27 protein-coding genes and 1 pseudogene are annotated in these 24486 nt (G+C 69.4%); 16 read left to right on the top strand and 12 right to left on the bottom strand.

Annotation, left to right across the window (positions count from 1 at the left end):
* Positions 1–50 precede the first annotated feature (50 nt).
* Positions 51–2222: a transglycosylase domain-containing protein gene (locus Aau02nite_RS24175; RefSeq protein ID WP_212990833.1), complete on the top strand. Its 2172-nt coding sequence runs from the start codon at positions 51–53 to the stop codon at positions 2220–2222.
* Positions 2223–2316: 94 nt separating this feature from the next.
* Here Aau02nite_RS24175 and Aau02nite_RS24170 read toward each other — a convergent pair whose 3' ends face one another.
* Entirely contained in the window at positions 2317–2538 is a 222-nt protein-coding gene (locus Aau02nite_RS24170) for a hypothetical protein (RefSeq protein WP_212990832.1), read from the bottom strand.
* A gap of 66 nt (positions 2539–2604) precedes the next feature.
* Between Aau02nite_RS24170 and Aau02nite_RS24165 the strand changes: the two genes are divergently transcribed.
* Positions 2605–3240 (top strand): VOC family protein, encoded by a 636-nt coding sequence (locus tag Aau02nite_RS24165; RefSeq protein ID WP_212990831.1) that lies wholly within the window; start codon positions 2605–2607, stop codon positions 3238–3240.
* A 32-nt stretch (positions 3241–3272) separates the two neighbouring features.
* Here the strand turns inward: Aau02nite_RS24165 and Aau02nite_RS24160 are convergent, their stop codons facing one another.
* A complete protein-coding gene (locus Aau02nite_RS24160; protein ID WP_212990830.1) occupies positions 3273–4730 on the bottom strand; it encodes a phosphatase PAP2 family protein in 1458 nt (485 codons plus the stop codon).
* A 275-nt stretch (positions 4731–5005) separates the two neighbouring features.
* Here Aau02nite_RS24160 and Aau02nite_RS24155 point away from each other — a divergent pair, with 275 nt between their 5' ends.
* Positions 5006–5737 carry a hypothetical protein gene (locus tag Aau02nite_RS24155; RefSeq protein ID WP_212990829.1) on the top strand — a complete coding sequence of 244 codons (732 nt, stop codon included), beginning with the start codon at positions 5006–5008 and terminating at the stop codon, positions 5735–5737.
* Between the two features lie 92 nt (positions 5738–5829).
* Here the strand turns inward: Aau02nite_RS24155 and Aau02nite_RS24150 are convergent, their stop codons facing one another.
* From Aau02nite_RS24150 to Aau02nite_RS24135, 4 genes are all read right to left on the bottom strand, one after another.
* Complete coding sequence (locus Aau02nite_RS24150; RefSeq protein ID WP_438841168.1) at positions 5830–6729, bottom strand: carbohydrate ABC transporter permease; 900 nt, start codon at positions 6727–6729, stop codon at positions 5830–5832.
* Positions 6726–7622: a carbohydrate ABC transporter permease gene (locus Aau02nite_RS24145; RefSeq protein ID WP_212990828.1), complete on the bottom strand. Its 897-nt coding sequence runs from the start codon at positions 7620–7622 to the stop codon at positions 6726–6728. Before Aau02nite_RS24145 ends, Aau02nite_RS24150 begins: the two co-directional genes overlap by 4 nt.
* 52 nt (positions 7623–7674) lie before the next feature.
* Positions 7675–8934, bottom strand: a complete 1260-nt coding sequence (locus tag Aau02nite_RS24140; RefSeq protein WP_212990827.1) for an ABC transporter substrate-binding protein — start codon at positions 8932–8934, stop codon at positions 7675–7677.
* A 219-nt stretch (positions 8935–9153) separates the two neighbouring features.
* The gene (locus Aau02nite_RS24135) at positions 9154–9831 is read right to left on the bottom strand and encodes a response regulator transcription factor (protein ID WP_212990873.1); all 678 of its coding nucleotides are present in this window, start codon (positions 9829–9831) and stop codon (positions 9154–9156) included.
* 146 nt (positions 9832–9977) lie between these two features.
* Here Aau02nite_RS24135 and Aau02nite_RS24130 point away from each other — a divergent pair, with 146 nt between their 5' ends.
* From Aau02nite_RS24130 to Aau02nite_RS24120, 3 genes are all read left to right on the top strand, one after another.
* A complete protein-coding gene (locus Aau02nite_RS24130; RefSeq protein WP_212990826.1) occupies positions 9978–10313 on the top strand; it encodes an STAS domain-containing protein in 336 nt (111 codons plus the stop codon).
* 2 nt (positions 10314–10315) lie between these two features.
* Positions 10316–10624: a BON domain-containing protein gene (locus Aau02nite_RS24125; protein ID WP_212990825.1), complete on the top strand. Its 309-nt coding sequence runs from the start codon at positions 10316–10318 to the stop codon at positions 10622–10624.
* A 79-nt stretch (positions 10625–10703) separates the two neighbouring features.
* Positions 10704–11507 carry a potassium channel family protein gene (locus Aau02nite_RS24120; protein ID WP_246595398.1) on the top strand — a complete coding sequence of 268 codons (804 nt, stop codon included), beginning with the start codon at positions 10704–10706 and terminating at the stop codon, positions 11505–11507.
* Here the strand turns inward: Aau02nite_RS24120 and Aau02nite_RS24115 are convergent.
* Together Aau02nite_RS24115 and Aau02nite_RS24110 are read right to left on the bottom strand one after the other, a co-directional pair.
* Positions 11495–12082, bottom strand: a complete 588-nt coding sequence (locus Aau02nite_RS24115; RefSeq protein WP_212990823.1) for an STAS domain-containing protein — start codon at positions 12080–12082, stop codon at positions 11495–11497. The two genes, Aau02nite_RS24120 and Aau02nite_RS24115, sit on opposite strands and share 13 nt — an antisense overlap.
* A complete protein-coding gene (locus Aau02nite_RS24110; protein ID WP_212990822.1) occupies positions 12079–12378 on the bottom strand; it encodes a GlsB/YeaQ/YmgE family stress response membrane protein in 300 nt (99 codons plus the stop codon). The genes Aau02nite_RS24115 and Aau02nite_RS24110 overlap by 4 nt, the downstream gene beginning before the upstream one ends.
* 350 nt (positions 12379–12728) lie before the next feature.
* Between Aau02nite_RS24110 and Aau02nite_RS24105 the strand changes: the two genes are divergently transcribed.
* On the top strand, positions 12729–14087 hold the full coding sequence (locus Aau02nite_RS24105) for a sensor histidine kinase (RefSeq protein ID WP_212990821.1): 1359 nt from the start codon (positions 12729–12731) through the stop codon (positions 14085–14087).
* An 86-nt stretch (positions 14088–14173) separates the two neighbouring features.
* Positions 14174–14653, top strand: coding sequence for a GerMN domain-containing protein (locus tag Aau02nite_RS24100; protein ID WP_246595396.1), 480 nt, complete (start codon positions 14174–14176; stop codon positions 14651–14653).
* Between the two features lie 83 nt (positions 14654–14736).
* Here Aau02nite_RS24100 and Aau02nite_RS24095 read toward each other — a convergent pair whose 3' ends face one another.
* Complete coding sequence (locus Aau02nite_RS24095; RefSeq protein ID WP_212990819.1) at positions 14737–15180, bottom strand: hypothetical protein; 444 nt, start codon at positions 15178–15180, stop codon at positions 14737–14739.
* Between the two features lie 65 nt (positions 15181–15245).
* Here Aau02nite_RS24095 and Aau02nite_RS24090 point away from each other — a divergent pair, with 65 nt between their 5' ends.
* The 3 genes from Aau02nite_RS24090 (at position 15246) to Aau02nite_RS24080 (ending at position 17017) form a co-directional block, all read left to right on the top strand.
* The gene (locus tag Aau02nite_RS24090; RefSeq protein ID WP_212990818.1) at positions 15246–15827 is read left to right on the top strand and encodes an STAS domain-containing protein; all 582 of its coding nucleotides are present in this window, start codon (positions 15246–15248) and stop codon (positions 15825–15827) included.
* Positions 15828–16107: 280 nt separating this feature from the next.
* Complete coding sequence (locus Aau02nite_RS24085; protein WP_212990817.1) at positions 16108–16431, top strand: BON domain-containing protein; 324 nt, start codon at positions 16108–16110, stop codon at positions 16429–16431.
* Positions 16432–16630: 199 nt separating this feature from the next.
* Positions 16631–17017, top strand: a complete 387-nt coding sequence (locus Aau02nite_RS24080) for a hypothetical protein (protein ID WP_212990816.1) — start codon at positions 16631–16633, stop codon at positions 17015–17017.
* 22 nt (positions 17018–17039) lie between these two features.
* Here the strand turns inward: Aau02nite_RS24080 and Aau02nite_RS24075 are convergent, their stop codons facing one another.
* On the bottom strand, positions 17040–17276 hold the full coding sequence (locus Aau02nite_RS24075) for a hypothetical protein (protein WP_212990815.1): 237 nt from the start codon (positions 17274–17276) through the stop codon (positions 17040–17042).
* 352 nt (positions 17277–17628) lie between these two features.
* Between Aau02nite_RS24075 and Aau02nite_RS24070 the strand changes: the two genes are divergently transcribed.
* The gene (locus Aau02nite_RS24070; RefSeq protein WP_212990814.1) at positions 17629–18159 is read left to right on the top strand and encodes a BON domain-containing protein; all 531 of its coding nucleotides are present in this window, start codon (positions 17629–17631) and stop codon (positions 18157–18159) included.
* Positions 18160–18216: 57 nt separating this feature from the next.
* Here Aau02nite_RS24070 and Aau02nite_RS24065 read toward each other — a convergent pair whose 3' ends face one another.
* Positions 18217–18630, bottom strand: a complete 414-nt coding sequence (locus Aau02nite_RS24065) for a hypothetical protein (RefSeq protein ID WP_212990813.1) — start codon at positions 18628–18630, stop codon at positions 18217–18219.
* A 79-nt stretch (positions 18631–18709) separates the two neighbouring features.
* On the opposite strand from Aau02nite_RS24065, the gene Aau02nite_RS24060 reads away from it, so the two are divergent.
* Both Aau02nite_RS24060 and Aau02nite_RS24055 read left to right on the top strand, forming a co-directional pair.
* Positions 18710–19330 carry a hypothetical protein gene (locus Aau02nite_RS24060; RefSeq protein WP_212990812.1) on the top strand — a complete coding sequence of 207 codons (621 nt, stop codon included), beginning with the start codon at positions 18710–18712 and terminating at the stop codon, positions 19328–19330.
* Positions 19327–21771, top strand: a complete 2445-nt coding sequence (locus Aau02nite_RS24055; protein WP_212990811.1) for an MMPL family transporter — start codon at positions 19327–19329, stop codon at positions 21769–21771. Before Aau02nite_RS24060 ends, Aau02nite_RS24055 begins: the two co-directional genes overlap by 4 nt.
* Before the next feature lie 24 nt (positions 21772–21795).
* Here the strand turns inward: Aau02nite_RS24055 and Aau02nite_RS24050 are convergent, their stop codons facing one another.
* On the bottom strand, positions 21796–22404 hold the full coding sequence (locus tag Aau02nite_RS24050; RefSeq protein WP_212990810.1) for an NADPH-dependent F420 reductase: 609 nt from the start codon (positions 22402–22404) through the stop codon (positions 21796–21798).
* Between the two features lie 209 nt (positions 22405–22613).
* On the opposite strand from Aau02nite_RS24050, the gene Aau02nite_RS47880 reads away from it, so the two are divergent.
* Together Aau02nite_RS47880 and Aau02nite_RS47875 are read left to right on the top strand one after the other, a co-directional pair.
* A complete protein-coding gene (locus Aau02nite_RS47880; RefSeq protein ID WP_369076754.1) occupies positions 22614–22922 on the top strand; it encodes a potassium channel family protein in 309 nt (102 codons plus the stop codon).
* 149 nt (positions 22923–23071) lie between these two features.
* Positions 23072–24280 (top strand): annotated as a pseudogene (locus tag Aau02nite_RS47875) (SigB/SigF/SigG family RNA polymerase sigma factor); the annotation flags it as partial.
* Between the last annotated feature and the right edge of the window lie 206 nt (positions 24281–24486).

The raw sequence follows: 24486 nt of genomic DNA, 5'->3' as shown, positions 1-24486 counted from the left end.
GGGAAGGGTGGGCGGTGGTCGATGATGACCGAGTTCCGAAAGGTGGTGCGATGAGGTCCTGGAAGCGTCGACGCGAGCACACCGTCTACTTCAATACGTTCTCGCTGCTGCTCTGTGGTGCGCTCGCCGGAGTTGTCGTGGCCGCGGCGGCTTTTCCGGCGGTGGCCATGTCGGGTCTGATGGCCAAGGCCGGCGGCCAGACCTTTGCGAGCTTGCCCAGCGAACTCCAGGATGTCAGAGCGCCGCAGATCACCCGGATCTACGCGTCGGACAACAAGACCCAGATCGCGCAGTTCTACGACGAATTCCGCAGCGACGTGCCGTTGAAGGACATCTCGGAACACATGCGCGACGCGATCGTGGCGGCCGAGGACCGGGAGTTCTACCACCACAACGGCGTCGACCTCAAGGGTGTCGCCCGGGCCTTGGTGAACAACAACAACGGCAGGTCCAAGCAGGGAGCGTCGACGATCACGATGCAGTGGGTCCGGATGTCGCTGGCGTACTCGGCGACCACACCGCAGCAGGTGGTCGACGCGACCGAGGACACGGCCGAACGCAAAGTCTCCGAGATGAAGTATGCGCTGCAGGTGGAGAAGCGACTGTCCAAGGACCAGATCCTGGAGCGCTACCTGAACATCGTCCCTTTCGGCAACCGGGCGTATGGCGTGTCTGCCGCCAGCTACCTCTACTTCCGCAAGAAGCCCGAGGACCTCACGATCGGCGAGGCCGCCATGCTGGCCGGCATCGTGAAGGCGCCGACGAGTATGAACCCTGCCAGCCGGGACGGTCATGAGCTGATCCGACAGCGCCGAAACAGCTATGTCATTCCCGGCATGCTCGAGATGGGCGTGATCACCGCCGCCGAGGCGGCCGCCGCGAAGAAGGAGGTCATACCGCGCAAGCTCAAGCCGGTCGGAAACGGCTGCGTGTCGGTGGCCAAGAACAACTGGGGCTTCTTCTGTGACTACTTCTACCGCTGGTGGATGAGTCGCGCGGAGTTCGGAACGAACGCGTACGACCGGGAGCGTCGCCTGAAGAGTGGTGGTTATCGGATTACCACGACTCTGGACGTCGACGCCCAGCAGGACGCTCGGCGCCGCATCGCCCAGCTGATCTCCCAGAAGAACAAGAACGCCCTGCTGCTCGCCGCGGTCGAACCCGGCAATGGCAAGGTACGGCTGCTGGCCGCCAACCGGCGGTACAAGCTGGACGATCCGTCGGATCCGCAGAACGGGCTGAGTTCCGATCCGAAGAAGGCCGCCAAGGGCATCCGTGGCTCGTACCCGAACACGACCAACCCGCTACTCACCGGAGGCGGCGACATCACCGGCTACCAGGCCGGTTCGGTCATGAAGATCTTCACGATCGTCGCCGCGTTGGAAGCGGGCTACCCGCTGGACTACACCATCAAGACCGAGAAGCGGGCCAGGACCCGCTACATCGTCGACCGCGGCAACGACTCTGCCTGCCCCGGCACGCGCTTCTGGTGCCCCAGCAACGCCGGCGGCGGTGGCGTGGGTCGCTACAACATGTGGACCGGCTTCGGTAAATCCATCAACACCTACTTCGTTCCGCTGCAGGAGCGGATCGGCGCCGAGAACGCGGTGGCGGTCGCCAAGAGGTTCGGTGTGAAGTTCCGATCCTCGAACGACGCGAAGTTCGCCTCCCCGAAGCGAGCACACCAGTGGGGCGCCTTCACCCTCGGCGTATCAGCCACGACGCCTCTGGACATGGCGAACGCGTACGCCACGCTGGCCGCGGACGGCAGGTACTGCGAGCCGACACCGGTCGAGCGGATCGTCACCCGGGACGGCGAGAAGCTGAACGTCGGCAAGTCGCACTGCGTCCGGGCGACCAGCAAGGATGTGGCGCGCGCGGCGCTGGACGCGGCCCGCTGCCCGGTCGGCGATAAGGCTCGGCTCGGTCGATGCGACGGCAGCACCGCCGCTGACACACAGCGCGTCGTCGGACATCCCGTGTTCGGCAAGACGGGGACCACCGACGAGGACAGGACCGCCGCGCTGATCGCGGGCACCACGTCGCTGGTCGTGGCCGGCTACCTGGTCAACCCCGACTACCAGAACCACCGCGACCGGTTGCGCCACAGCCAGGTCAACCCTGCGGTCTACCGGACGCTCGCCGACCACATGAAGGGCAAGCGCAAGGTTCAGTTCGAGAAGCCGGTGAACGAGAAGCTCGCGCACGGTTCCTCTGATTAGCGGACACCGGCCAGGCCCCACCTGCGCGGCACCGTCGCCTGACACCGCGTTCTTCATGCGACTGTCACGGATAAGCCGGACAGCTGCCAGCCGTCTATTGCGCGGAGAAAGACCGGTCACGGAGGTCGGCGGCGTCGCCGACGTCGGCGCGGGCGATCAGGACGCGAATGTCGTCGATCATGACGGCGTCGCGGCCGATGGCCTTGACCCCGCTGATCGGTAGGGCGTGTTCGAACGGACCGGCGAAGATTCCCCCGTTGAGGGTGATACCGCTGACCGCACCGTCGGACGCCGCCGCGACGCTTTCGTGACACATGCGCTGTCGGCTCGTGGACGGCGACATCGGGCCCCGTACGACGACCCGCCGCCTACCATGGCCTGCATGATTCGTTGGCTTACCGGGATCCTCGATTCCCCGTTGCGTACTGCGGAGGAGTTCTGGGCAGACGTGACCGGCTCGACGTTGTCGCCGCGGTGCGGCACCGGTGAGGCGTTCGTGACGCTGCTTCCGGCGTACGGTGATGCCTTCCTGCGGATGCAGGTCGTCGCTGATCAGCCGGCGCGGACGCACCTGCGCCTCCATGTGTCCGACCTGACCGCGGAGGCCGACCGCATGGTCGGGCGAGGTGCGACGATCCTGCACCGGGGCGACGGGCTGGTGGATCTGCACTCGCCTGCCGGTCTGTCCTTCAGTCTGGTGCCGTGGCGCGGCGAGTCGGTGTGGCCGGAGACGGAGGGCCGACGACACCGGATGTGTCTGGACGTGCCGTCGGCCTTGTTCGACGTGGAGGGGCGTTTCTGGAGCGAGGCCCTCACCCGTGAGCGGCCCACGCCGCTGAACGTGCTGATGCAGCCGGTGGGCGACGGACCGCCGGGGATGCATCCGCATCTGGTGTGTGCGGATCGAGATACCGAGGCCCGGCGGCATACGGCGGCAGGGGCCTCGATCGTGCGGGTGACGGCGGATCGCACGACGTTACGTGATCCGGTGGGTCGTGAGTATTGCCTGACGCTATGAACCGTTGCTGAGGCGGCGCGAGCTTCCCCAGGTCACTGGGCGGATCTCCGGCCGCCGAGCCGGTCGGGACGCATGATGAACCAGACTGCCGTGAGCCAGGCGACAGCGAGCAGGACGCTGCCGGCGATGTCGCTCGGGTGGTGCACGCCGCGGTAGAGCCGAGCCACCGCCACCCCGGCGGGTATCACCACAGCGGCGGTCCAGGCGATCATCGGCCAGACCCGTCCGGGAGCAGCCTGCCGGACGAGCAGTGCGATCGCCGCGTACAGACAGATGGCACCGGCCACATGCCCGGAGGGGAAACTGGCGGTGGGCGGCAGGTCGGGCTGCAGGGTTTGTACGGCCGGCCGGGCCCTGGTCACCACGGTGGAGGAGACCAGGAAGATGACCACCTCACCGGCCATCACCGTCCACAGGAAGGCGATCGGCCGCCAACTGCGGAACACCGCCAGGGCCAGCCCGCCGACAGCGATGGTGACGGTGATGACCGCGCCGGTGTCGCCGAAGGTGTTGAGTGCATCGGTGGCGGCGGTCCAGGCCGAACTGCGGTGAGCAGCGAACCAGGCGACGGCGGCGCGGTCCGCCCGGCCGATGGCGCTGCCGGACAGTACGGCGGTCACCAGCACACCGGCGCCGACAACGGCGCCGATGACCAGGACGGCGGCAACGACCGATCCGGTGACAACTTGCAGCCTCGATCGTTGCCGCTGCGGTCGGTCCGTGGTGGCGGTGAGCTTCGATGCCGCCTCCGGCGCCAGACCTTCATCGACCGGTGCGATCAGCCGGCCGACGTCGGCACGCCAGTGGCGGAACGCCACCGCGGTGACGCCCAGCCAGGCGATCCCGAGCGTCCAGCCACCCAGCACGTCGGTCAGGTAGTGCACACCCAGGGCGATCCGGGTGACCCCGACCATGACGACGAGGCCGGCCACGAGGGTGACGACGACAGGCTTTCGCCGGCGAGGCACGGTGGGCAGGAAGATCAAGAGCAGCACGCCGTAGGAGACGATGGAGCCGAGGGCATGCCCGCTGGGGAAGCTCGGTCCCGGGGCGGTCGCGACCGGCATGTCCACCACCGGACGGAGGCGCTCGACCAGCAGTTTGACCACCGGGTCGAGAATGAGGGCGCCTATGCTCGTGATCGCGGCGTACCCGGCGAGACGGGGCAGCCGGCGGATGAGCAGGTAGCCGGCGCCGATCAGTAGCGTGAGCGTCAGGATGTTGCGGCCGCCGAACTCGGTCACCGCTCGCAGGATGTTGACGGTGATGTCGCTTTCGGCCACCAGCCCGTTCAGCGAGGCGGCTACTGCCTCGTCCAAACCTGCCAACCACGCCCACCGCTGCCGGACGAGCCCGAGCAGAAGGGCGAAGGCGGCGCCGGCGACGATGACTGCTGTGAGACCCGCTGACGCCTCGAGCCCGAAACGTTCCAGCGGCCGCGCTGCCCGGCGGTTCATCGTCCTGCGACGTTGCTCGAAATGGACCTTCATGGCGGCGCCCTACCCGGAGGAGCCGCCACGAACACGGTCGATGCCGCACGGCGTTGCCGGCTGCGCTCCTCGGCGTCACCTACAGCGCGGCTGGGCCGCGGCTTGGGTGTCACGACCGTGGTGTCCTCTGCTGTACCTCCCGAGCATCCACGCGGGGGACCGCACGCCGGCGAAACGGTCAACGAACTGTCACGGGACGGCCACACGACCGCGTGACTCCCGGGTAATGCCAGGGAGATGCATCGATTCCGCTCCCGGACAAGAAGGTGATCACCATGAGGATCGATCGGATGATTCTCGCCGCAGTGCTCCTGACCGGTGTCGCAGCCTGCGGGGACGACGACACGGACCCCTCCGCCGCAGGCTCGCCCACCTCACCGACGGCCACCATGCCGGCGACCTCCGCCCCGCCGGGAGCTCCCGTCCCGCCCGGTGCCTCGACCCCGCCGGGAGCCGAGCCGACCTCTGCCGTGACTCCGTCGGCGGATCCCGCGCCGTCCTGCGTCACCGGGCGGTGGCGGGCCACGGGCGTGGCGTCGGCCGGCAGTATCGGTGATGCGCGTGGTCGCATCGCCGGCGGGACGGGTACGGCGGTGACGGTCGACCCCGACGGTCGGACAGAGGTCGATTTCCGGGCAGCGAAGCCACTGACCTTCACGGCAGAGGCCGCCGGCGCGGACGTGCGCGGCACGGTCGCGTACAAGGGGTCCTTCCGGGGATCGGTCACTTTCGACGGCAGCGATGGCACGGGGCGCTGGATCCCCCAGGGACGCATCAGCTGGAGCGACCTGAACGCGACCGTACGGCTCAGCGAACCGTTCACCGTCACCCTGCTCGACGGGGTCAACCTCGCCGACATCACCCGGGACACGTTGCCCGGTGCCGCCGGCGCCGTCGACGTTCAGCCGATTCTGCGCGGCGGGACCTATGAGTGCGCGGGTCAGACGCTGCGGCTGCGTACCCGCGCCAACGGTCCGGACGTGACCTGGACGTTCACCCGGGCCTGATCCTCAGCCCGGCCACTCTTGAGCCGGCATCGACGAGGCGGGCGTCTCGCTCCAGCCGCGAGCGCCCGCCCCGCCGAAGCCTCGGCGGCTCGTCAGCTCTTGACGGATCCGGCCATCAGCCCGCCGATGAACCATCTGCCGAGCAGGATGTACACCACCAGTGTGGGCAGGCTGGTGATCAGAGCGCCGGCCATCGCCGCCGCATAGTCCGGGGACTGCGCGCCGGCCAGTGCGTTCAGGGCGATGGTGATGGGGCCGTTGCGGGTGTTGGACAGAAAGATCGCGAAGAGGAAGTCGTTCCAGGCGGAGGTGAACTGCCAGATGATCGTGACGACGAAGCCCGGGATCGACACCGGCAGGATGACCGACCGGAAGGTGCGCAGCAGCCCGGCGCCGTCGACCCGGCTCGCCTCGACGATGTCCTCGGGCACGGTCGTGGCGTAGTAGTTGCGGAAGATGAGCGTGCAGATCGGGATGCCGTACACGGAGTGCACGAAGATCAGGGTGGGGATACCCGGTGGCAGTCCGATCGTCGTGACGATGTCACGCAGCGGAATCATGACGGCCTGGTAGGGAATGAACATCCCGAACAGGATCAACGTGAAGACCACGTCGGCGCCGGGGAAACGCCAGCGCGACAGGACGAAGCCGTTCGCCGCGCCGAGCAGTGAGGAGATCAGGGCCACCGGCACAGCGAGTTCGATCGTGCGCAGGAACGACGGTCGCAGGGCGCTCCACGCCTTGGCCCATGACTCGGTGGTCCAGCGCTCAGGCAGGTCCCACTGTCCGGAGACGCCGATCTCGGAGCCCGATTTGAAGCTGGTGACGACCAGCACGTAGGCCGGCATGAGCACGATGATCAGGAAGAGCAGCACGAGCGTGTACTTCACGGCGGCCCCGGCCATGGAGGCCGGCGTGCGGCGCCGCGCCGCGGAACGGTGCTGCGGTACGGGCGTCGCCGGGGGAGCGGCGACGTTGCTGGTCGTGGTCATGCTCGCTTCTCCTGGCGGTCGGTGTAGACGAGGTACGGCACCACGACCACCGCCACGACCAGCAGCAGAATGACGCTGATGGCTGCCGCCTTGGCGTAGTCGCTGGTCAGCAGCGCTTGCCAGACGTAGACCGCGGGAACCTCGGTGAGCCACTGGGCCCCGGAAACGCTCATGATCAGGTCGAACATCTTCATCGACATGTGCCCGATGATGATCACCGCGGACAGGGCGACGGGGGTCAGCTGCGGGAAGAGGACGCGGCGGTAGAGCTGGAAGGTGGAGGCTCCGTCGACGGCGGCGGCCTCCCGCAGCTCGTTCGGGATGCCCCGGAAGCCGGCCAGGAACAACGCCATGACGTACCCGGAGAGCTGCCATATCGCCGGCATCGCCATGGCCGACATGCCCCATTGCGGATTGGTCCACCACTCGCTCTGCAGGAAGTCCAGATGCAGGCTCTGGAAGATGGCGTTGAGACCGCCGGCGCGCTCACCGGTGCTCGGATTCATCAGCCATCGCCAGACGACCCCGGAGGCCACGAAGCTCACGGCCATCGGGAACAGGTAGACCGTCCGGAAGACTCCCTCCCCGCGGACGCCCCGTTCCAGGAGGAACGCCCACAGCAGCCCGGTCAGCATGGTGCCGACCATGAACACCACCGTGAAGACGGCCAGGTTCCTCAGCGAGTGCAGGAACCGGCCGTTGATGTCCTCGGTGAACAGGTAGACGTAATTGTCCAGTCCGACGAAGCCCTTCGACCCCAGGGCGTCGTGCTGGTCCGACAGCGACACTTTGACGGTCCAGCCGATCAGCCCATACACGAAGACCGCCAGGAGAATCAGCGAGGGTGACAGGAGCAGCAAGCCTGGGCCCCAGCGCCGCAGATTCTTTGTCATTGCATTCCCTCCCTGCGAGGGGCGGGCGCGTCCGGCCCGCCCCTCGTGCCGGTCAGCTGGTCGTGAACTGCGACGTGGCCTGGGCTAGAGCGTTCTGCAGCGACGCGATGTCGAGGTCGGTGGAGAACTTGGCCATGGCGGAGTTCGCCGCGCCCTGCAACCCCTGGGAACAGGCGGCGCCGTGGGCGCAGGACGGCACCTGGGTGGCGGTCTTCCAGTCGGCCATCGCCGACTGCTGGTAGGGCGGGTAGTTCGCCGGGTCGGCGTCGATCCGCGCCGGGATCGAGCCCTTCTGGGTGTTGAAGGCCTGCTGACCGGCCGCGCTGCCGACGGTCTTCAGCCAGCAGCGGGCACCGTCGGGGTTCGGCGCGTTGCGGGGCAGGGTGAAGGAGTCGGCCAGCCATTGGAACGTCTCGCCGTTGCCGGGGAACGTGAAGTAGCCGTAGTCCTTGAAGCCCTTGGCGTCGAGATCCGCGGCCTCCCAGTCGCCCATGAGCTGGAACGCGGCGCGGCCGTTCATGAGCAGCCGTTCGGCGTCGGTCCAGTCCAGCGCGTCGCGGTCGTCATTGGCGTAGGTCAACAGCCGCTTGTAGTCGTTGGTGGCCTTGGTGACCTCGGCGCCCTTCCAGTCGGTGGCGCCGTTCCACAGTCCGGCGAACTTGTGCGGGCCCAGGTCGCTGATCAGCACCGCTTCCAGCAGCATCAGCTGCGTCCAGTCCTTGCCGACGGCCAGCGGGGCCTCGATACCCGACCGCTTGACCTTGTCCAGCGCGGCGAAGAACTCGTCCATCGACGTCGGGGCCGTGGTCACGCCGGCGTCGGCCAGCACCTTCTTGTTGGTCCACACCACGTTGGCGCGGTGGATGTTCGCCGGCACCGAGTAGATCCTGCCCTCGTATGTGAGGTTCTCGATCAAGCCCAGGGGGAACGCCTGGCGCAGCGCCCACTGGTCGTAGGCGTCACTCAGGTTCTCCACCTGCCCGGCTTTGACGTAGTCCACGAGCTCCGCGCCGGCGTGGGCCTGGAAGGTGTCCGGTGGCGCACCGGTCTGCAGCCGTGAGGCGAGAACCTGCTTGGCATTCGATCCGGCTCCGCCCGCCACGGCGCCGTTCTGGAACGTCTGGTCGGGACACTGCTGGGCGAACACGCCGACGAGCGCGTCGAGGCCGGCCTTCTCGCCGCCGTCGGCCCACCAGGTGAACACTTCGACGGCGTCGCCGTCCGCACTGTCTTCGTTGCCGCCGCACGCCGACATGGGCAGCAGCGTCGTTATGGCCAAGGCCGCAGCTGCGATTCGCCGCGAGAGACGCATGGCTCCTCCTACCGTTGACATCGTTGCCAGGTGGCTCGAGTCAGGCACGCCTACCCGCCGTCCGGTGATCGGAATCGGTGGGATGAGGATTTCGCGAGGCGCTGGGGGCCGGGGTCGCAGTGGTCACGGGGCGCTGCCGGGCCAAGATCAACCCGGGTCGTTCGGGCGTGGCGCGGCAGGAGCCGGCGGCACCATCGTCCGCCGGGCGCTGCCGATGTGTCAGCGATGCAGTTTGTAACCCAGCCCGCGGATGGTCACCAGGTGCTTGGGCGCCGACGGATCGTCTTCGATCTTCTGCCGGAGCCTGCCGACGTGGACGTCGACCAGGCGCTCGTCGCCGCCGTCGTACTGCCACACCCGCTGCAACAGCTGCTGGCGTGACAGGACCTTGCCGGCGTGCTCGGCGAGCTCGCAGAGCAGCTGGAACTCCGTACGGGTGACCTGCACCGGCGTGCCGTGCAGCCGGACCTCGCCGGCCTCCGGCTCCACCTCGAGGTCGCCGAAGCGCAGGACCTGCACCGTTTCGGGGCCGATGGCGCGGGCTCGGCGCCGCAGCGCTCGCAGGCGCGCGGTCAGTTCCTTGACCGCCACCGGTTTGACCAGGTAATCGTCGGCACCGGCCTCCAGCGCGGCCACGATGTCATGGGTGTCGTCGCGGGCACTGATCACCACGATCGGCGCGTCGTCGGTGCGGCGGATCTGCCGGATGCACTCGAAGCCGTCGATGCCGGGCAGCATCAGGTCCACCAGAATGGTGTCGGCGGGCCGGCTGCGCTGAGCGGCGAGACCCTCCTCGGCGTTGGCCGCGCCCGACACGGTATAGCCCTCGTCCTCCAGCGCCATCACGAGTGAGAGCCGGATCCGATCGTCATCTTCGATCACCAGTACAGCGGACATCGTCGCATCATCCCCCCGGTCGGGCCTCCCGGCGACCGCAAAGCCCGCACCGTGGCGCACTGTCACGCAACCGTCATAGGGATGCCGGGTCGCCGCCACATCGTTTCGCCAGCCTGGCTACGACGTGGTCACCTGAGGAGGTCCGGATGCCGGAGCACACCATTCCCGAGACCACCGTGGTGGTCACCGAGGCGCTGGAGGGCGCCGCGGTCCAGCGGTGGGGCGACACGATCGCCGCCGCCGTGGGCCTGGAACCCGCTCTGCTCGTGATCGACCTGCACGACAGCCCCGGCATCGACGCCTCCGCCGTCGTCATGCTGCTGCAGACGCACCGGTCGATGGTGTGCGCGGACGGGCGGTTGGTGGTAAGTGGCGCGTCGCCACGGGTCCGGCGGATGCTGAGCCTGGCCCGGGTGGACCGGGTTCTGGACATCCAGGATGACGATGCCGGTGCGCCGGCCGTCCCGACGGTGAGGCGCTGAGCATGGTGCCGCTGTGGCCGGACAACGACGGCTGGCGCTCCCGGGGACACGGGTCTGACGACTGGGTCGCCGACGAGGTGCTCGACGCCGAGGAATTCCTGAGCCGGCGGGTCGCCGACGAGGTGAACCAGGATCCGGAGGTCAGCGGTGGCCGGATGGTCGTGACGGTGCAGAACGGTGTCGTGATCCTCGAGGGTTACGCCGACACCCCGGCAACGCGCGACGCGGCCGGGCGTCGTGCCTGGGCCACGTCCGGCGTCTTTGACGTGTGCAACATGCTGACCGTCGACGTGTACCGCTCCCAGGACTGATCAGCCGTTACGGTCCGACGGTGGGCACAACGCCCTGGCGATCGGGCGACCCGGTGACGGAAGGCAGTGGCAAGACGTGGTGGGTGTACCAGATGAGGAACGGCTGAACGGGTGGGAGCACCGGACCGCGCTGCCGCTGACCATCCTGTCAGTGCTGTTCCTGGTGGTCTATGCGGCGCCGATCCTGGAGCCGGGCCTCGACGCGGACTGGCGGCGGGTCTGCGCGACGGCCAACATCGTCATCTGGGCACTGCTGGGCGTCGAGTACGTGGTGCGCCTGGCGCTCGCCCGGGACCGGCGCCGGTTCGCCCGCACGCACTGGTTCGATCTGGCGGTGTTGCTGCTGCCGATCCTGCGGCCGCTGCGGGCGCTCCGGCTCGTCGTCGCGATCAAGATCTTGAATCGCCGTACCGAGATGCTCACCCGGGGCCGGCTGGCTGTGTACGTCGCGGCGACGACTGTCCTGCTGGTCGTCGTGGCGGCCCTGGCAGTCCTCGACGCGGAACGGGGCGTACCGGACGGCACGATCGCCACCTATCCGGAGGCCCTGTGGTGGGCGGTCGTCACCGTCACCACGGTCGGTTACGGCGACTATTCCCCGGTGACCGTGGAAGGGCGTCTGGTCGCGCTTGCCATGATGATCGGCGGCATCGGCCTGATCGGCTTCGTGACGGGTTCGCTGGCCAGTTGGATCGTCGACCGGATCTCCGTGGAGGACCGGCAGCGCGACGAAGCTGGTACGGCGGACACCGCCGCGCTGCTGGGCGAGATCCGGGCCCTACGGGCTGAGGTGGCGGGACTCCGGTCAGAGGTCAGCACCATGACTCCGGGCGGGCTTAAGATCACCGAGAGTAACGATACCCGTCCGCCTCATGGGGCTTGAGCGCCTGCCGTTCTGATGTGACGCAGCGCGGTCTCCTGGTCGGGAAAGTGCGGGAAGGCCACATCCAGCCGCATGGTGTGCAGCACCGTCAACACGAAACGGGACGGCGCCGCCAACGAGACCGTACCGCCGTGGCTGCGAGCCTCCTGGCGCGCCCGTACCAGCAGGCCCAGGCCACTCGAGTCGATGAAGTGGACCGCCCGCAGGTCCACCACCACGTGGGCGTAGCGGCCCGCAGCCGCCATCAATCCGTCGCGTAACACCTCGGCCAGGCCGGCGTCGACATCGGTCAGCGGGGTGATGACCACGGCGTCGTCGTGCTCACGGATGTCGTACGACGCGCCGTGCGCCGGCGCCGGCGCATCGCGCACCGTGTCCGCCGGCCGGGCCACGGTGATGCTGCACCGGGGACAACGGTGGGCGCCGGTGGCGAACGGCGAGCCGGTCCAGCCGTGACTGGCGATCAGAGGCCAGACCACGTCGTTGTCCCGGGTCATCTCCGGGGTGGTCTCCTCCGAGCCGCACTGGTCACAGATCAGCACAGCGGTCCGGCTGGTCCGCGGCACGGCCGTCATCGTGTCCCGGCCACGCGGTCGTAGCGACCGGAACCCTGTCGCCGATCGGTGGTGGTGACGACGACCGCGACGGCGACTGCGGCCAGCCCGATCTGCAGCCCGATCTCGACCGGGCTGACGTGCAGCGAATCGATGCCGGCGAGCCGGGCTCCGATGGTGCCCAGCAGGGCAGCGCCCACCCCGACCGCCGGTGGCAGCCAGAGCGGCAGGTGACGGCTCGTCCGCCCGATCCGGTGTCCAACGACGCCGATGATCAGGCCGATGGCCAACGCGGTGAGAAGACTGGTGATGGTCATCGCGTGCTGCCCTCCGAGCGGCTTCGTGCAGGAACGTGGTGCGCCGATCGCATCCCGGTCACACCGGACCGGCAGGGGAGCGGCGGCGCGGGAGCGCACACCGTCCTTGCCGGCACGAGCAGGTCGACATCCACCCGATCAGCCTGGCCGAGGCAACCGGCGAAAGTCCGCCGGACCTGTGACAGTTGCATGACAATGCCGCCGGGACAAGCCACCGGCGTGCCGCCGGCCCGCCTCTCACGGCATCATGCGGTTATGGGGATCAGGCGACTCAGGGCGCATGTTCGGGCCTCGCCCGCGACCGGCGCCGGGCCCGTGGTGGTCGGCCACGGCGACCTGGTGATGCCCTGATGCGCCGGCTCGGCCTGCGGACCCGGGTCAGTGCGGCGTTCGCGATCGGCGCTCTGCTGCTGTCCGCATGCGTCACGCTCGTGTCGTACGAGCTGACCCGCCGGACGTTGTTCAGCGAGCGTGAGCGTACGTCGGTCAGGACGGCGTACTTCGACGCCGCCGTGGTCGACGCGGGCCTGCAGGCAAGCGACCCGGACGTGCTGGAGGTGCTGCGCTCGCTCGACACCGGCGCCGACCGTTACGTGCTGCTGCAGCGCGACGGCCGATGGTTCTCCCGCACCGCCGATCCCGATGCCACCGTCGCGGTGTCCCCGGCGTTGCAGGCCATGGCGCGCGGCGGTGAGGCAGGAGCCCAGCGGGTCAGCCGGGCCGGCGAGCCGGCTCTGGTCGTCGCGGTGCCCCTGTCGTCCTCGGCGGTGTTCTACGAAGTGGTGTCGTTGCGCGAGCTGGACCGGACGCTGCAGCTGCTTGCCCTGGTCCTCACCGCGGTGGCGATCATGGTCGCCGGCGGCGGGGCGGCGGTGGGGTGGTACGTCACCCGGCACGCGCTGCACCCGCTGACCGCGGTGGCCGACGCCGCCCGCACGATCGCCGACGGCGACCTGGACGCCCGGCTCGACCCGGAGACCGAGCCCGACCTGGCCCAGCTGTCGGAGTCCTTCAACCACATGGCCGACCAGCTCACCCGCAGGATGGAACGTGACCGGCGGTTCGCCGCCGATGTCAGCCACGAACTGCGGTCACCGCTGCAGACGCTGTCAGCGGCGATCAGCGTGGTGGACCGTCGCCGTGACGGTCTCGATCCGAAGGCGGCTACCGCCTTCGGGTTGATCACTGATGAGGTGGCCCGCTTCCAGGCTCTGGTGGAGGACCTGCTCGAACTGGCCCGCGCGGACCGGCCGGCCAACCGTGCACCGACCGACATCCCGGCGCTGGTCACGAGAGTGTGCCGGACGCGGGGCCTGACCGCGGATGTGTTGCGGGTCGAAGGAGACCTCCCGGTGGTCTGGCAGGTGGACAGCCGGCGCGTCGAGCAGGCGCTGGGCAACCTGATCGACAACGCGACGCGCTACGGCGGCGGTGTCGAGGCCGTACGCATCGGCCGGGTCGAGGGCCAGCGCGCCTTCCTCGAGGTGGACGACTCCGGGCCGGGAATCACCGAGGAGGACCGAGACGTGATCTTCGACAGATTCGTGCGTGGCCGGGCGGCGAACGCCCGGGGCGGGACCGACGGCACCGGCCTGGGGCTCTCGATCGTGGCCCAGCACGCCGCCGCGCACCAGGGTTCGGTCGACGTGCGGAACCGTCCCGGTGGCGGCGCCCGCTTCCGGATCGAGCTCGCGGGGTGCCTGCCGTGATCCGATCGCGGCGACTCGCCGTCGCGCTGCTCGCCACGGCACTGCTGAGCTCGTGCGGGGTCTCCACACAGTCCGAACCGCACGCGGTGGACCTGCCGCGCCGGCCGTTGACCGAGCCTCAAACCAACGCCGCGCCCGAGGGCCCGACCGGTGACGTCGCCGAGGTGCTGTGCATGGTCCGAGATGATCGCCTGGTGCAGACCGTGCGCCGTCTCGCCGCCCCACCGACTCCTCAGCAACAGATCGATCACCTGCTGGCGGGTCCGACCCAGGCCGAGCGTGAGCGGGACATGACGACTGCTCTGGCCGGTCTGTCGGTCGAAGTGCGCGTAGGCGATGACGCCAGGGCCGAGGCCGAGATCACCGAAGCCGACGAGGGCAGTGCGCGAACCGACGAGACCCTCGCCTACGCCCAGATCGTCTGCACGCTGACCTCCCGTGCGGACGTCGCCTCGGTGATGCTGTTGCGGGACGGGGATCGGCTCGAGGTTCCGCGTGCTGACGGATCTCTGTCCCGTGGGCCGTTCTACGGCAGTGACTACATCGGGTTGATCGCGCCGGCGTGAGCGGAATCGGAGGCCGCCGAGCAGACACGCGGAGTCGCGCGCCGGCTTGTGTCGGCGTCCGGCGAAGGCCCCGACACGTCGGATCAGGCCCAGGACCGCACGTCGTGGGCGATGAGGATCTTGCGATCCAGGAACTTCTCGTAGCGGCTGTCGGGCTCCAGCCCGTAGGTCCAGGCGAGGCGGTCGAAGTCGAACGTGGCGATGACGCCTCGCATCGTCAGCAGGTCGGTCGGGCTCGTGTTCTCCGGCAGAGGGCCCAGAGCGAGCAGGCCACGGTCCGGGAGATCGACATCCTGAACGACGAATGACCGCTCACTGATGATGGTGGCGAGCACCGCGGTCACCGTGAGCCGGTCACCGATTGCGCTGTCCGCGATCGTGCGTACGGTCGCCGGCGCCGAAGTACTCGGTGCCGGCGCGGTCGGTTCCGTACCGTGCCATCGGCCCGGGGACGTGCAGGCGGCCACCGCGAAGATCAGCAGGACGATCGCTGGCGCGGCGAGCCGCTTCAACCTTCCCTGGAGCATGAGACACCTCCTCGGTGTGGTTGCGCTCCTCAGATGTACCCCTCGGTGACCGAGTTTCTCCGGGAATGCAGGATTTGCCGAAAGAGCTTTCGGCAACGCGCCCGGAGCGGTGTGCCGATCGTCATGAATCTGTCATGGTCCCGGGTGACCTCCGCGATGTTGCCGGGCCAGACTGCTGTCGGAACCGGGCGACAGATGGGCCGATGATGACAGTTGTTGCCACCAACCATGACAAGCAACAGGGCGCGACTGGCGCCGCCGATGTCACCGTCTGCGGTATGGCCGGTGCGACCCTGATCCGCGTCGTCGGCAATCTCGGCGTGGACGTGGTCCCGGCTTTGCGGACGGCGCTGGAAACCTCTTTCCGGAGGCATTCCTGGGTCATCATGGATCTGGACCTGGTGACGGCTGTCGACCGGATCGCGTTGAACACTTTGGTCACCGGCGGCTTCGCGGCGCGCCGGCGAGGCGGGGCACTGCTGCTCGTGGCGAAGCACGCCGTGGTGGGCAGCGCTCTGGAGACGGCCCGGATGGGCCACGCGCTCCGCAGGTTCCCGACCGTGCCCCAGGCGATGTCGGCGGTACCGCCAGAGGAGTCCTCCCGTACGGGCACCATCCGGCAACGGGGTAGCGCGGGATGCCGGTGAGGCCGTCGGGCTCGGAACGCTCCCAGCAGTCGAGTTGCACGACGCACCGTCGAATCTGGCGTGCCTGGCGCTACCTCTCGAGCGGTCCCCAGCGCCCGGCGGTCCGGCGTGGCTGTCCTCGCCATCGGCATCCCGGACCCTGACCTCAGCCGTGCGTCGGCGGTGGACGGCGGGCTGCCTCGGACGGTCACGCAACTGTGATGTCCTCGCGGGCTTCCCGCCACATCCAGCAGGCAGGTTGGTCTGGACAGGCAACCGTCGATGAGCTGGGAGCCGTCCCATGTACTTCTGGATGTACCCGGAGTGGTACCCCGCAACGCCGCGGCGCGCCCCCGCGGCCGATCCCGCCGCCTGTGAGCGACCGGATCGCCGGCGCACCGTCGATCAACGACTCCTGCACGAGGTCGCCCGGGCGCTCCTCGACGACCCGGCAGTCACCGACGGCTGCATCGATCTGTCCGTGCAGAACGGGGTCGCCATCCTGGACGGCGACGTCGGGTCGCAGGAGGCCCGCAGGGCAGCGGTCGCCGCAGCGGCGTCGATCCTCGGGATAAGGGACGTGTGTGATGCTCTGCTCGTCACCGGCGCGTCACATCAGCAGTGAACCGCGGCTCGTCGTCCGCCCGGGCAAGCGCTGGACGGCTGTCGCGGTCCTGGCGCTGGGTGTCGCGATCTCGACGACCGCCTGCAGCACAGCGGTATCCCCGGTGCATGCCGACGACCTCGCCGGTCCGGCATGGAGGACCGACGAGCGCCGCGGCCCCGGAGCGGCGACACAGACCTCGCCCGCGACGCTGACGGGAGTGTCGATCCAACCGCACGACGCGTACGACCGGGTGGTGTTCGCCTTCGACGGTGACCGCCCCGGTTACCGGGTCGCCTACGACGACCGGGCCGACGATGAGGTCCTGACAGTGAGGTTCAATCACGTCGAGGGTCCGCGCGAACAGCGCCTGACGCCGCACACCGAGGCGGTGACCGAGATCGTTCAGCATCCGGACCGGGGCCTGGTGACCGAGATCGTGATCGAGCTGACCGACGGGGCGGCGGACGTCCGTCCTGTGTTCCGCGTCGGTCTTGATGTCGGGAGTTTCTACGTGGACATCGGTCATCCGGACCGGATCGCACCCCCGGGAGCCGAGACCGGCCATGAGGGGGCAAGAACCGGGCACAGCGCCGGCGCCGGGTGACGCGCCGGCGCTGGTGTCGCTGTCACTGTTGCCGGCGTGTCGCCGGAGCGGTGAGAGCACCCACGACGAGTGCGATCACGACGGCCGAGGCGCCGACAAGGATGATCCACCCCGTCGTGAGGAACACGCCCAGACCGGCTGTCAGTACGCCCAGCACGGCGATGCCCGCGATGAAAGTACGCATGCGCTGCCTCCTGGAATCGGTGATGAATCCAGCCTCACGCGCCACAGTGGTGGATTCGACACGACGACGTGACATGTCCATGACGATGCCGCGACTGCCCCGAGGGCTCGAGGGTCCGAAAGAGGCGTGTGCGGGCGCCCGCATCGGTGCGCCCGCACACTGACCGCTCGGTGGGTTCAGCACCACAGACCACTCTCCGGTGGTCCCACAACGGTAGTGCCGCGAGCACGTGACAATCCCATGACGGTCGATCCTGCCCGGAGCTTCCGTGGCGAACGGCGCAGGAGGGGACTGCTCCCGGTCACCGTCGCCAGGGCCCGGGTTGCGGCCGCGATTGTCATCCGACTGTCACGGGTCGGTGCGGCTTCCGCCAAGGCCAGCCCCCAGCCTGGACGTGCGGATTCTGTGCAGCCGAACGGAGAACACCATGATGATGTGGCCCTTGCCGGAAGACGGACCGTCCCCCGATGGCCGGCGCCGGTCTCCCGCCACGGACGATCCGGACCTCTGGCTCACCTACCAGGTCGCGGACGCCCTCCTCAGTGATGTCCGTACTCGCCATCGACGGGTCACCGTACGGGTGCACAACCGCGTCGTGCTGCTCAGCGGCACCGTCGACAGGCAGGTCCACAAGCAGGCGGTCGGTGACGCGGCGCGTGATGTCACCGGCGTGGTGGATGTCTGCAACGCGATACGTGTGACCGGCGACAAGGCCGGTTCCTGTGCCGGGAGCACCGACGAATTCCAGAGGATCGTCGACCGCCTGAGGGCCGAACAGCCCCCGACAACCGATCGGTCCGCCGCATCGGCAGGACATCCGGTCGTATGGGCTGCCTCGGCAGCCGGCGTCTGGGGACTGCTGACCATGTTGATGGTCAGCTCTCAGTGGACCGCGGTGGCACTCACCTGCCTCACCGTCGGACTGATACTCACGGTGGCGAGCCGTCGTCGGAGGTGACAACGCCCCGGTATCGCTGATCTCAACCTGCGAAGGAGCTGGCTCTGGCGGTCCTGCTCAGTTCTTGTCCGGCACCTCTGTCCGGCACTGCCGGGCGAGCCTCTCCACCTCCTGCTGAGCGTTCTGCAGGCGGTCGAGCAGCTCCTGCAACCGTCCGGAATTGAAACTGCGCGCGGCCTCGACCGTTTCTCCGACCGTGGACAGGGCGGTGCGGGCCCGCTCGAGGCCCTGCTCGCAGCTGGCCGGTACGGTGATCGTCCGGTCGCCCGAGGAGGGAGCCGGTGACGCGGTGGCCGTGGCGACGGGTCCGGGACCGGCGGCGATGTCGTCGTTCGAGTTGCCCGCTGTCGCCATGACGGTGCCGCCGAGCAGGAGCCCGACGACGAACGTCAAGGCGGGGACGATCCAGAACCATGGACGTGGCCGGGAGGCGTCGATCGACGCGTCCGATGGGTGAGCGGGTCGGGACATGACCGCCTCCTTCGAAGTCAGGTGAAAATCGCCTACCCGCTCCCGAGGTACGCGAAGCGATTTCGGGTAGCGGCTCGCCATGGCTGAACTGATCCGCCGGGCAGACGCCGCGACGTTGAACGTGATCGATGGCCTCGTACTCTTCTGGTTGCTGCTGTGGACGGCGGTCGGCGTCTGGGTCGGGCTTTCCCTCTGGGAGCTGGCGGCGATCGGCGACACCCTGGTGCAGTCCGGGCGCACGCTCGACAGTGCCGGGGAGGTGCTGCAGGACGCCGGCGGTCTGCCTCTGGTCGGCCGGTGGCCCGAACAGCTGGGCGATCAGGTGCGGGCCACCGCAGCCGAAATCGCCGGCAGCGGACGTGACACGTCGGCGTACGGCAGAAGACTCGCTGTGCTGCTCGCCGTCGCGGTCGGCACGGCGCCGATCGTGCCGGTGCTGGCGCCCTACCTGCCGGCCCGGATCGCCCGGCGCCGGGAGGTCACCGCCCTGCGGCGCTTGCTGAGTGATCCTGCCCGGCGATCGATGGCCGAGTTCTACCTGGCGCACCGGGCTGTGGACCTTGTGCCGCTGCACCGGTTGCAACAAGTGACCGACGACCCGTGGGGTGATCTGACCGAGGGACGCCCGAAGGCGCTGGCGGACGCAGAGCTGAGGCGTCTGGGGTTGCGCCGCGACATGATCGCGGAGGTCCGTCGATGACGGCGGCCGCACGGCCGCGGCGGTCGATCGTCGGCGCCTACGCCCGCCTGGTCGTCCGCCTGCGCTGGTTCGTCGTGGTGGCCTGGGCTGCGGTAGCGGTGGCCGGTCTGGCCGTTACCCCGGGCTCCGGTGGAGGCTCCGGGGGCGTGGAGGGATTCGTCTCCGTCGACAGCCCGGCCATCCGGACGGAACTCCGTTCCGTACAGACTTTCGGGTTCCCGCTGCTCAGCCGGGTCGCCGTGGTGCAGCGCGACCCGGGCGGGCTCTCCGCGCTCACCCAGACCGAGGCCATCGCCCGTGCCGCGGCCGTCACGCAGGGCCAGTACGACGATCTGGGGCCGATCCTGGGCGCCATCCCGGTGCCGAACACCTTCGGAGCCTTCCCCGGAGCGCGTGAGAGCGGCACCACGGTGATCACTTTGCTGTTCATGCCGCCGAGTGTGGGATTCAACGAGCAGACGGCCGCCGCGCGCACCTTCGTGGCGAACCACTACGGCCCGCAGGACAGCGTCGTCGGGGTCACCGGCACCATCCCGGCGCGGACGGAGCAGGGGGCTGTGTTGCAGGGGTGGCTCACCACCGTGGAGATCGTCACCCTCGCCGTCGTGGTGTTCATCGTCGCGGTGGCCTTCCGGTCGTTGCTGGCGCCGCTGGTGGCTCTGGTGACCGCCGGCACGGCCATCCTCATCACCATCAGCACCGCCGGATCGGTGGCGGCGACGCTGGGGGTGTCGGTGCCGGGCGAGCTGGAACCTCTGCTGGTCGCCCTGCTGCTCGGCGTGGTGACCGACTACGTCATCTTCTATCTGTTCGGGATGCGCCGGGAGCTGTCCGCGGGCGCCTCGCGGCTGGTCGCCGCGGAGCGGGCCACTGCCCGGTTCACGCCCATCGTCACCGTCGCCGGCATCACGGTCGCGTGCGGCACAGGTGCTCTGCTGGTGGCGCGTTCGGCGCTTTTCCAGGCCTTCGGTCCCGGCATGGCCCTGGCGGTGCTGATCGGTATGGCCGTCGCGGTGACCCTGGTGCCGGCGATGCTGGCCATCCTGGGTGGTGCCGTCTTCTGGCCGAGCCGGCCCCGGATCGCGCCGGTCGTGGCGTCCGGCGCCACCGAGGTCGCCTCCACCTGGTGGACACGGTTGCTGGTGCGCCGGTCCACCGCGGCCGGGGTCTTGCTCGGCTGCGTCGCGGGTCTGCTGCTCATGGCGGCGCCGGCTCGCAACCTGGATCTGGGCCTGTCCTTCGTGCCCAGCCTGCCGTCGGACAATTCGGTCCGTCAGGCGGCCGTCGAGGCCCGGACAGGCTTCTCCGAGGGCATCGTGTCGCCTACCGTGCTGCTGGTCGAGGGCGAGGGGATCACCGGGCAACGCGTCAACCTGGAGAAACTCGGGGCCCTGCTCGAGCAACGACCGGGAGTGGCCGGCGTGCTGGGGCCCGGTGACCAGGTCCTTCCGGTCGAGCTGGGGCTGGTGCTGTCCCGCGACGGCAATGCCGCCCGGTACCTGATCGTGCTCGACGATCAACCACTGGGCGCCTCGGCCGTCGACACCGTGGCCGGTCTGCGGGCCGACCTGCCGGTCCTGCTGCGGGCCGTCGGCCTGCCCGGAGCGGAGGCGAACGTCGCCGGCGACACCGCCATCGCCGAGGGTGTGGTGACGGCGACCATGGACGATCTCAAGCGCATCACCATCGCCACCCTGGTGGTGAATCTGGTCCTGCTGGTGGTCTTCCTGGGCGCACTGGTGGCCCCGTTGTACCTGCTGGCGGCCAACCTGCTGGCCCTGTGTGCGACCCTCGGACTCACCACGTGGGTGTTCCAGGACCTGCTCGGCCACGACGGGCTGACCTTCTACGTGCCGTTCGCGGCCGCTGTGCTGCTGGTGGCCCTCGGCTCGGACTACAACATCTTCAGTGTCGGCCAGGTGTGGCACGAGGCACGGCGGCGACCACTGCGATCGGCGATGCTGGTGGCCATACCTCAGTCCACCCGGGCCGTCACCGCCGCAGGCGTCACCCTCGCCGCCAGTTTCGGCCTGCTGGCGCTGGTGCCGCTGAGCCCGTTCCGGGAGCTGGCGTTCGCCATGGCGGTCGGGATCCTGCTCGATGCCATCCTGGTGCGCTCGTTGCTGGTACCGGCGCTGCTCACCCTCGTCGGACCGGTCAGCGGCTGGCCGGGTCGCCGACTGCGCCGTTCCCGCCGCGACGGCGCGCCCGAGGAACGGGCTCCGGCGGCGGGCAGGACGCCCGTGCCGCCACCATCGGTGCTGGGACCCGCACCGGTAGCGGTAGCGCCCCTCGTACAGGCCGCGCCGCTGCCGTCGAGACCGCAGACATCCCGGTGCACAGGCCGTGGGCGTGAGAGGGCCCTCGTACGCCTGGTCGTCCTGGCGGGCATGCTGACCGTCGTCAGCTGGCTCTGGTGGCGACGGCCGAACCGCCGCTGAGGCCGGTACGCCGGCGCCCGTTGGTCAGTCGGGGGCTGTTCGACTTCCATGGTGGCCGTGGTCCGTCGGAAAACCGATCCGGCTGCCCGCGGCCAGGTCCCCGGCGTCGACGGGCTCGAACCCCAGCTGCTCGGCCAGATCGATGACCTGTCGCTTCGCGTACGTGTGGTCGCCGGAGACAGCGATGCCGTACCGCTCGCCGGAACTTTCCGAGGGCCGATGTTCACGTAGGTGGTCTGCCGGCAGGGCGGTGAAGGCCTTGACGACGTGGGCGCCGGCGAGGTGATGCTGGACCAGTTCACTGGATGTGGCGTTGCGGTCGTCATCCAGCTCCGGAACGCTGCCGTCGCGCTGTCGGTCGTAGCTGGTCGTGTCGATGACCGTCTTCCCGCTCAGCGCCTCGGCCGGCAGGTCGCGGTAGCGGCCGAACGGGATGGCCAGGACGACGATGTCGCCGTGGCGCATTGCCTCGTCCACCCCGGTGGCGCGGCCGGGACAGTCGAGCGGCGACTCGGGATCGCGCTGCCCGGGTGTGCCGGGGGTCTCCGCTATGGCGACGTCGTGGCCGGCGTCGACGAATAGGCGGGCCAAGGTTGCACCGGCCTTGCCGGCTCCGATGATGCCGATCCGCATGCTGGATCTCCTCTGCTGTCTGTTCCGGTCGCCGGCGACCCGTCTCCACGGTGGCGTCCGAGCGCCGGTGGGCGCCGCCGGCGGGACTACCCCGGGGCCCGGTCGGCCTACGCGGCGGCTGCAACGTGGGTATGGGACCCCCATGACAGTGCTCTGGGTCCTCGCGGGAACCTCATCTGCCTGGCCGTGCCTGGTTGGTGCCGCTGATCATGGGCGTCGCTCTCGTGGTCCGGCCGGGTATCGAGGGCTGTCGCACACCTGACGGAGTATCCGCCGACGGGGTGTACTACGCCGGCACCACCCTCGGCGTGCTCGGCTACGGCGACATCACGCCGGTCGGCACCGGACCGCGGCTACTGTCGACCTCGCCGAGCAGGTGCAGCGCCGCTCAATCACCTTCTCCGGGGCCCTACGGGGCTCTCAGTGCCCCGCGGTCCGTGCCGTACCGGTTGCTACCTCGGTGGGCATCCGGACGATCACGCGCACGGCTTCCGCACGGTTGTATGTCAAGTCGATGACGTCTGCGGGACCGGCGTTTCCGCCGGGTGATCGCGGACATTACGCAGACGACCTCGATGACGCAGGTGTCAAGTAACGGCACCAAGGGCCCTCGGCCCACCGCTGCGACCCGAGGCAGTTGCGCCGCAACCTCGCGGCCGGCGATCACATGTGGCCGCCGCCGCTCGTACCAGCGCGCTTGAGGGGCCGCCTCGTACGGCAGGCCCGCCCGCGCCGTTCATCCTTCTGCATCTTTCCGGGAGTCACCATGTCCTCAGTGCTGCATGCCAGCCCCGTCTCTGCCCCGCCGGGCATGGACGCGGGCAGTGCCGACCCCGATCAGCGAGACCGGGAGAGCATCGAGATCATCCGCCTCATGCGCGACCCGGACTGCCCGGCCGCCGAGCGCGGCCGCCTGCGTGAACAGGTGGTGCGGTGGAACCTGCCCCTGGCGCGCGGCCTGGCGTCGCGCTATCAGCACCGCGGCGAGACGCTCGACGACCTGATCCAGGTCGCCGCGCTGGCCCTGGTCAAGGCCGCCGACGGCTACGACCCCGAGCGGGGGCACAGCTTCACCGGCTATGCCGCGCCGACCATCCTCGGTGAACTCAAACGGCACTTCCGGGACCGGGTGTGGGCCGTGCACGTGCCCCGGCGGCTGCAGGAGCGGTGCCTGGAGGCGACCCGGACCCGGACCGAGCTGGCGCAGCGACTGCACCGCGCCCCGTCCGCGGCGGAGATCGCGACGGCCATGGGTGTCACGGAGGCTGAGGTCCGTGCCACCGAGGCCAGTGCCTCGGCGTACCGGGCCGACTCACTGAACCGGCCGGTCGGCGGGCACGACGACGCCGCCGAACGGCAGGACCTGCTCGGATACGAGGACGGCTCCCTGGAGGCGATGTGCAACCGCCTGACCGTACGGGCGGTCGTCGACCGGCTGCCGGGCCGGGAACGCCAGATCATCGAGGGCTACTTCTTCGGCGACCGCACCCAGGCGCAGATCGCCGGCGAGCTGCGCACCTCCCAGATGAGCGTCTCGCGGCTGCTGAGCCGTACCGTCGCCAAACTGCGTGACCGCCTGACTGATCAGGCGGCGTCCGCGCCGCGGCAGCCCCTGCCGAACTCCGCAGGGGTGCGGGTCCGGACACACCGGGTCCGGCCGGGATACCTGGTCGCTGCGGTGCGGGGCCGCCTCGACGCCGAGGGCGTCGCCGACATGCGTGACGCGCTGGTCGATCTCGCGGTCACCCACCGTCCGCCGATGCTGATCGTGGATCTCCGCCATGTCCGGGACGCCGCGGCGACGGTGGCCGGTGCGTTGCTCGACGCCTACCGTGCCGGCGGGCACACCGGCACACGCCTGTGCGTGGTGAACGTACCGGCGCAGCTGCACGTGCTCCTCTGCCGTGCCGGGCTGCACCGCCTTTTCGCCTGCCGACCGGTCCGCCCGGCCGCACCGCTTGCCGCGGACGGCCCGGATGGCCCCGTCCCGACGGCCGATCCAGCGGCACAGACGCCGCAGGCTGCTCCGACGGAGGTGGTCCGCAGCATCCGTTGCGGCGAACGCGCCACCGTGAGGACAGT

This window comes from Actinoplanes auranticolor (genome assembly GCF_018332655.1).
GTDB classification, from domain to species: domain Bacteria; phylum Actinomycetota; class Actinomycetes; order Mycobacteriales; family Micromonosporaceae; genus Actinoplanes; species Actinoplanes auranticolor.
The sequence above is the reverse complement of the archived record's forward strand: the minus strand, read 5'-3'. Positions and strand labels throughout refer to the sequence as shown.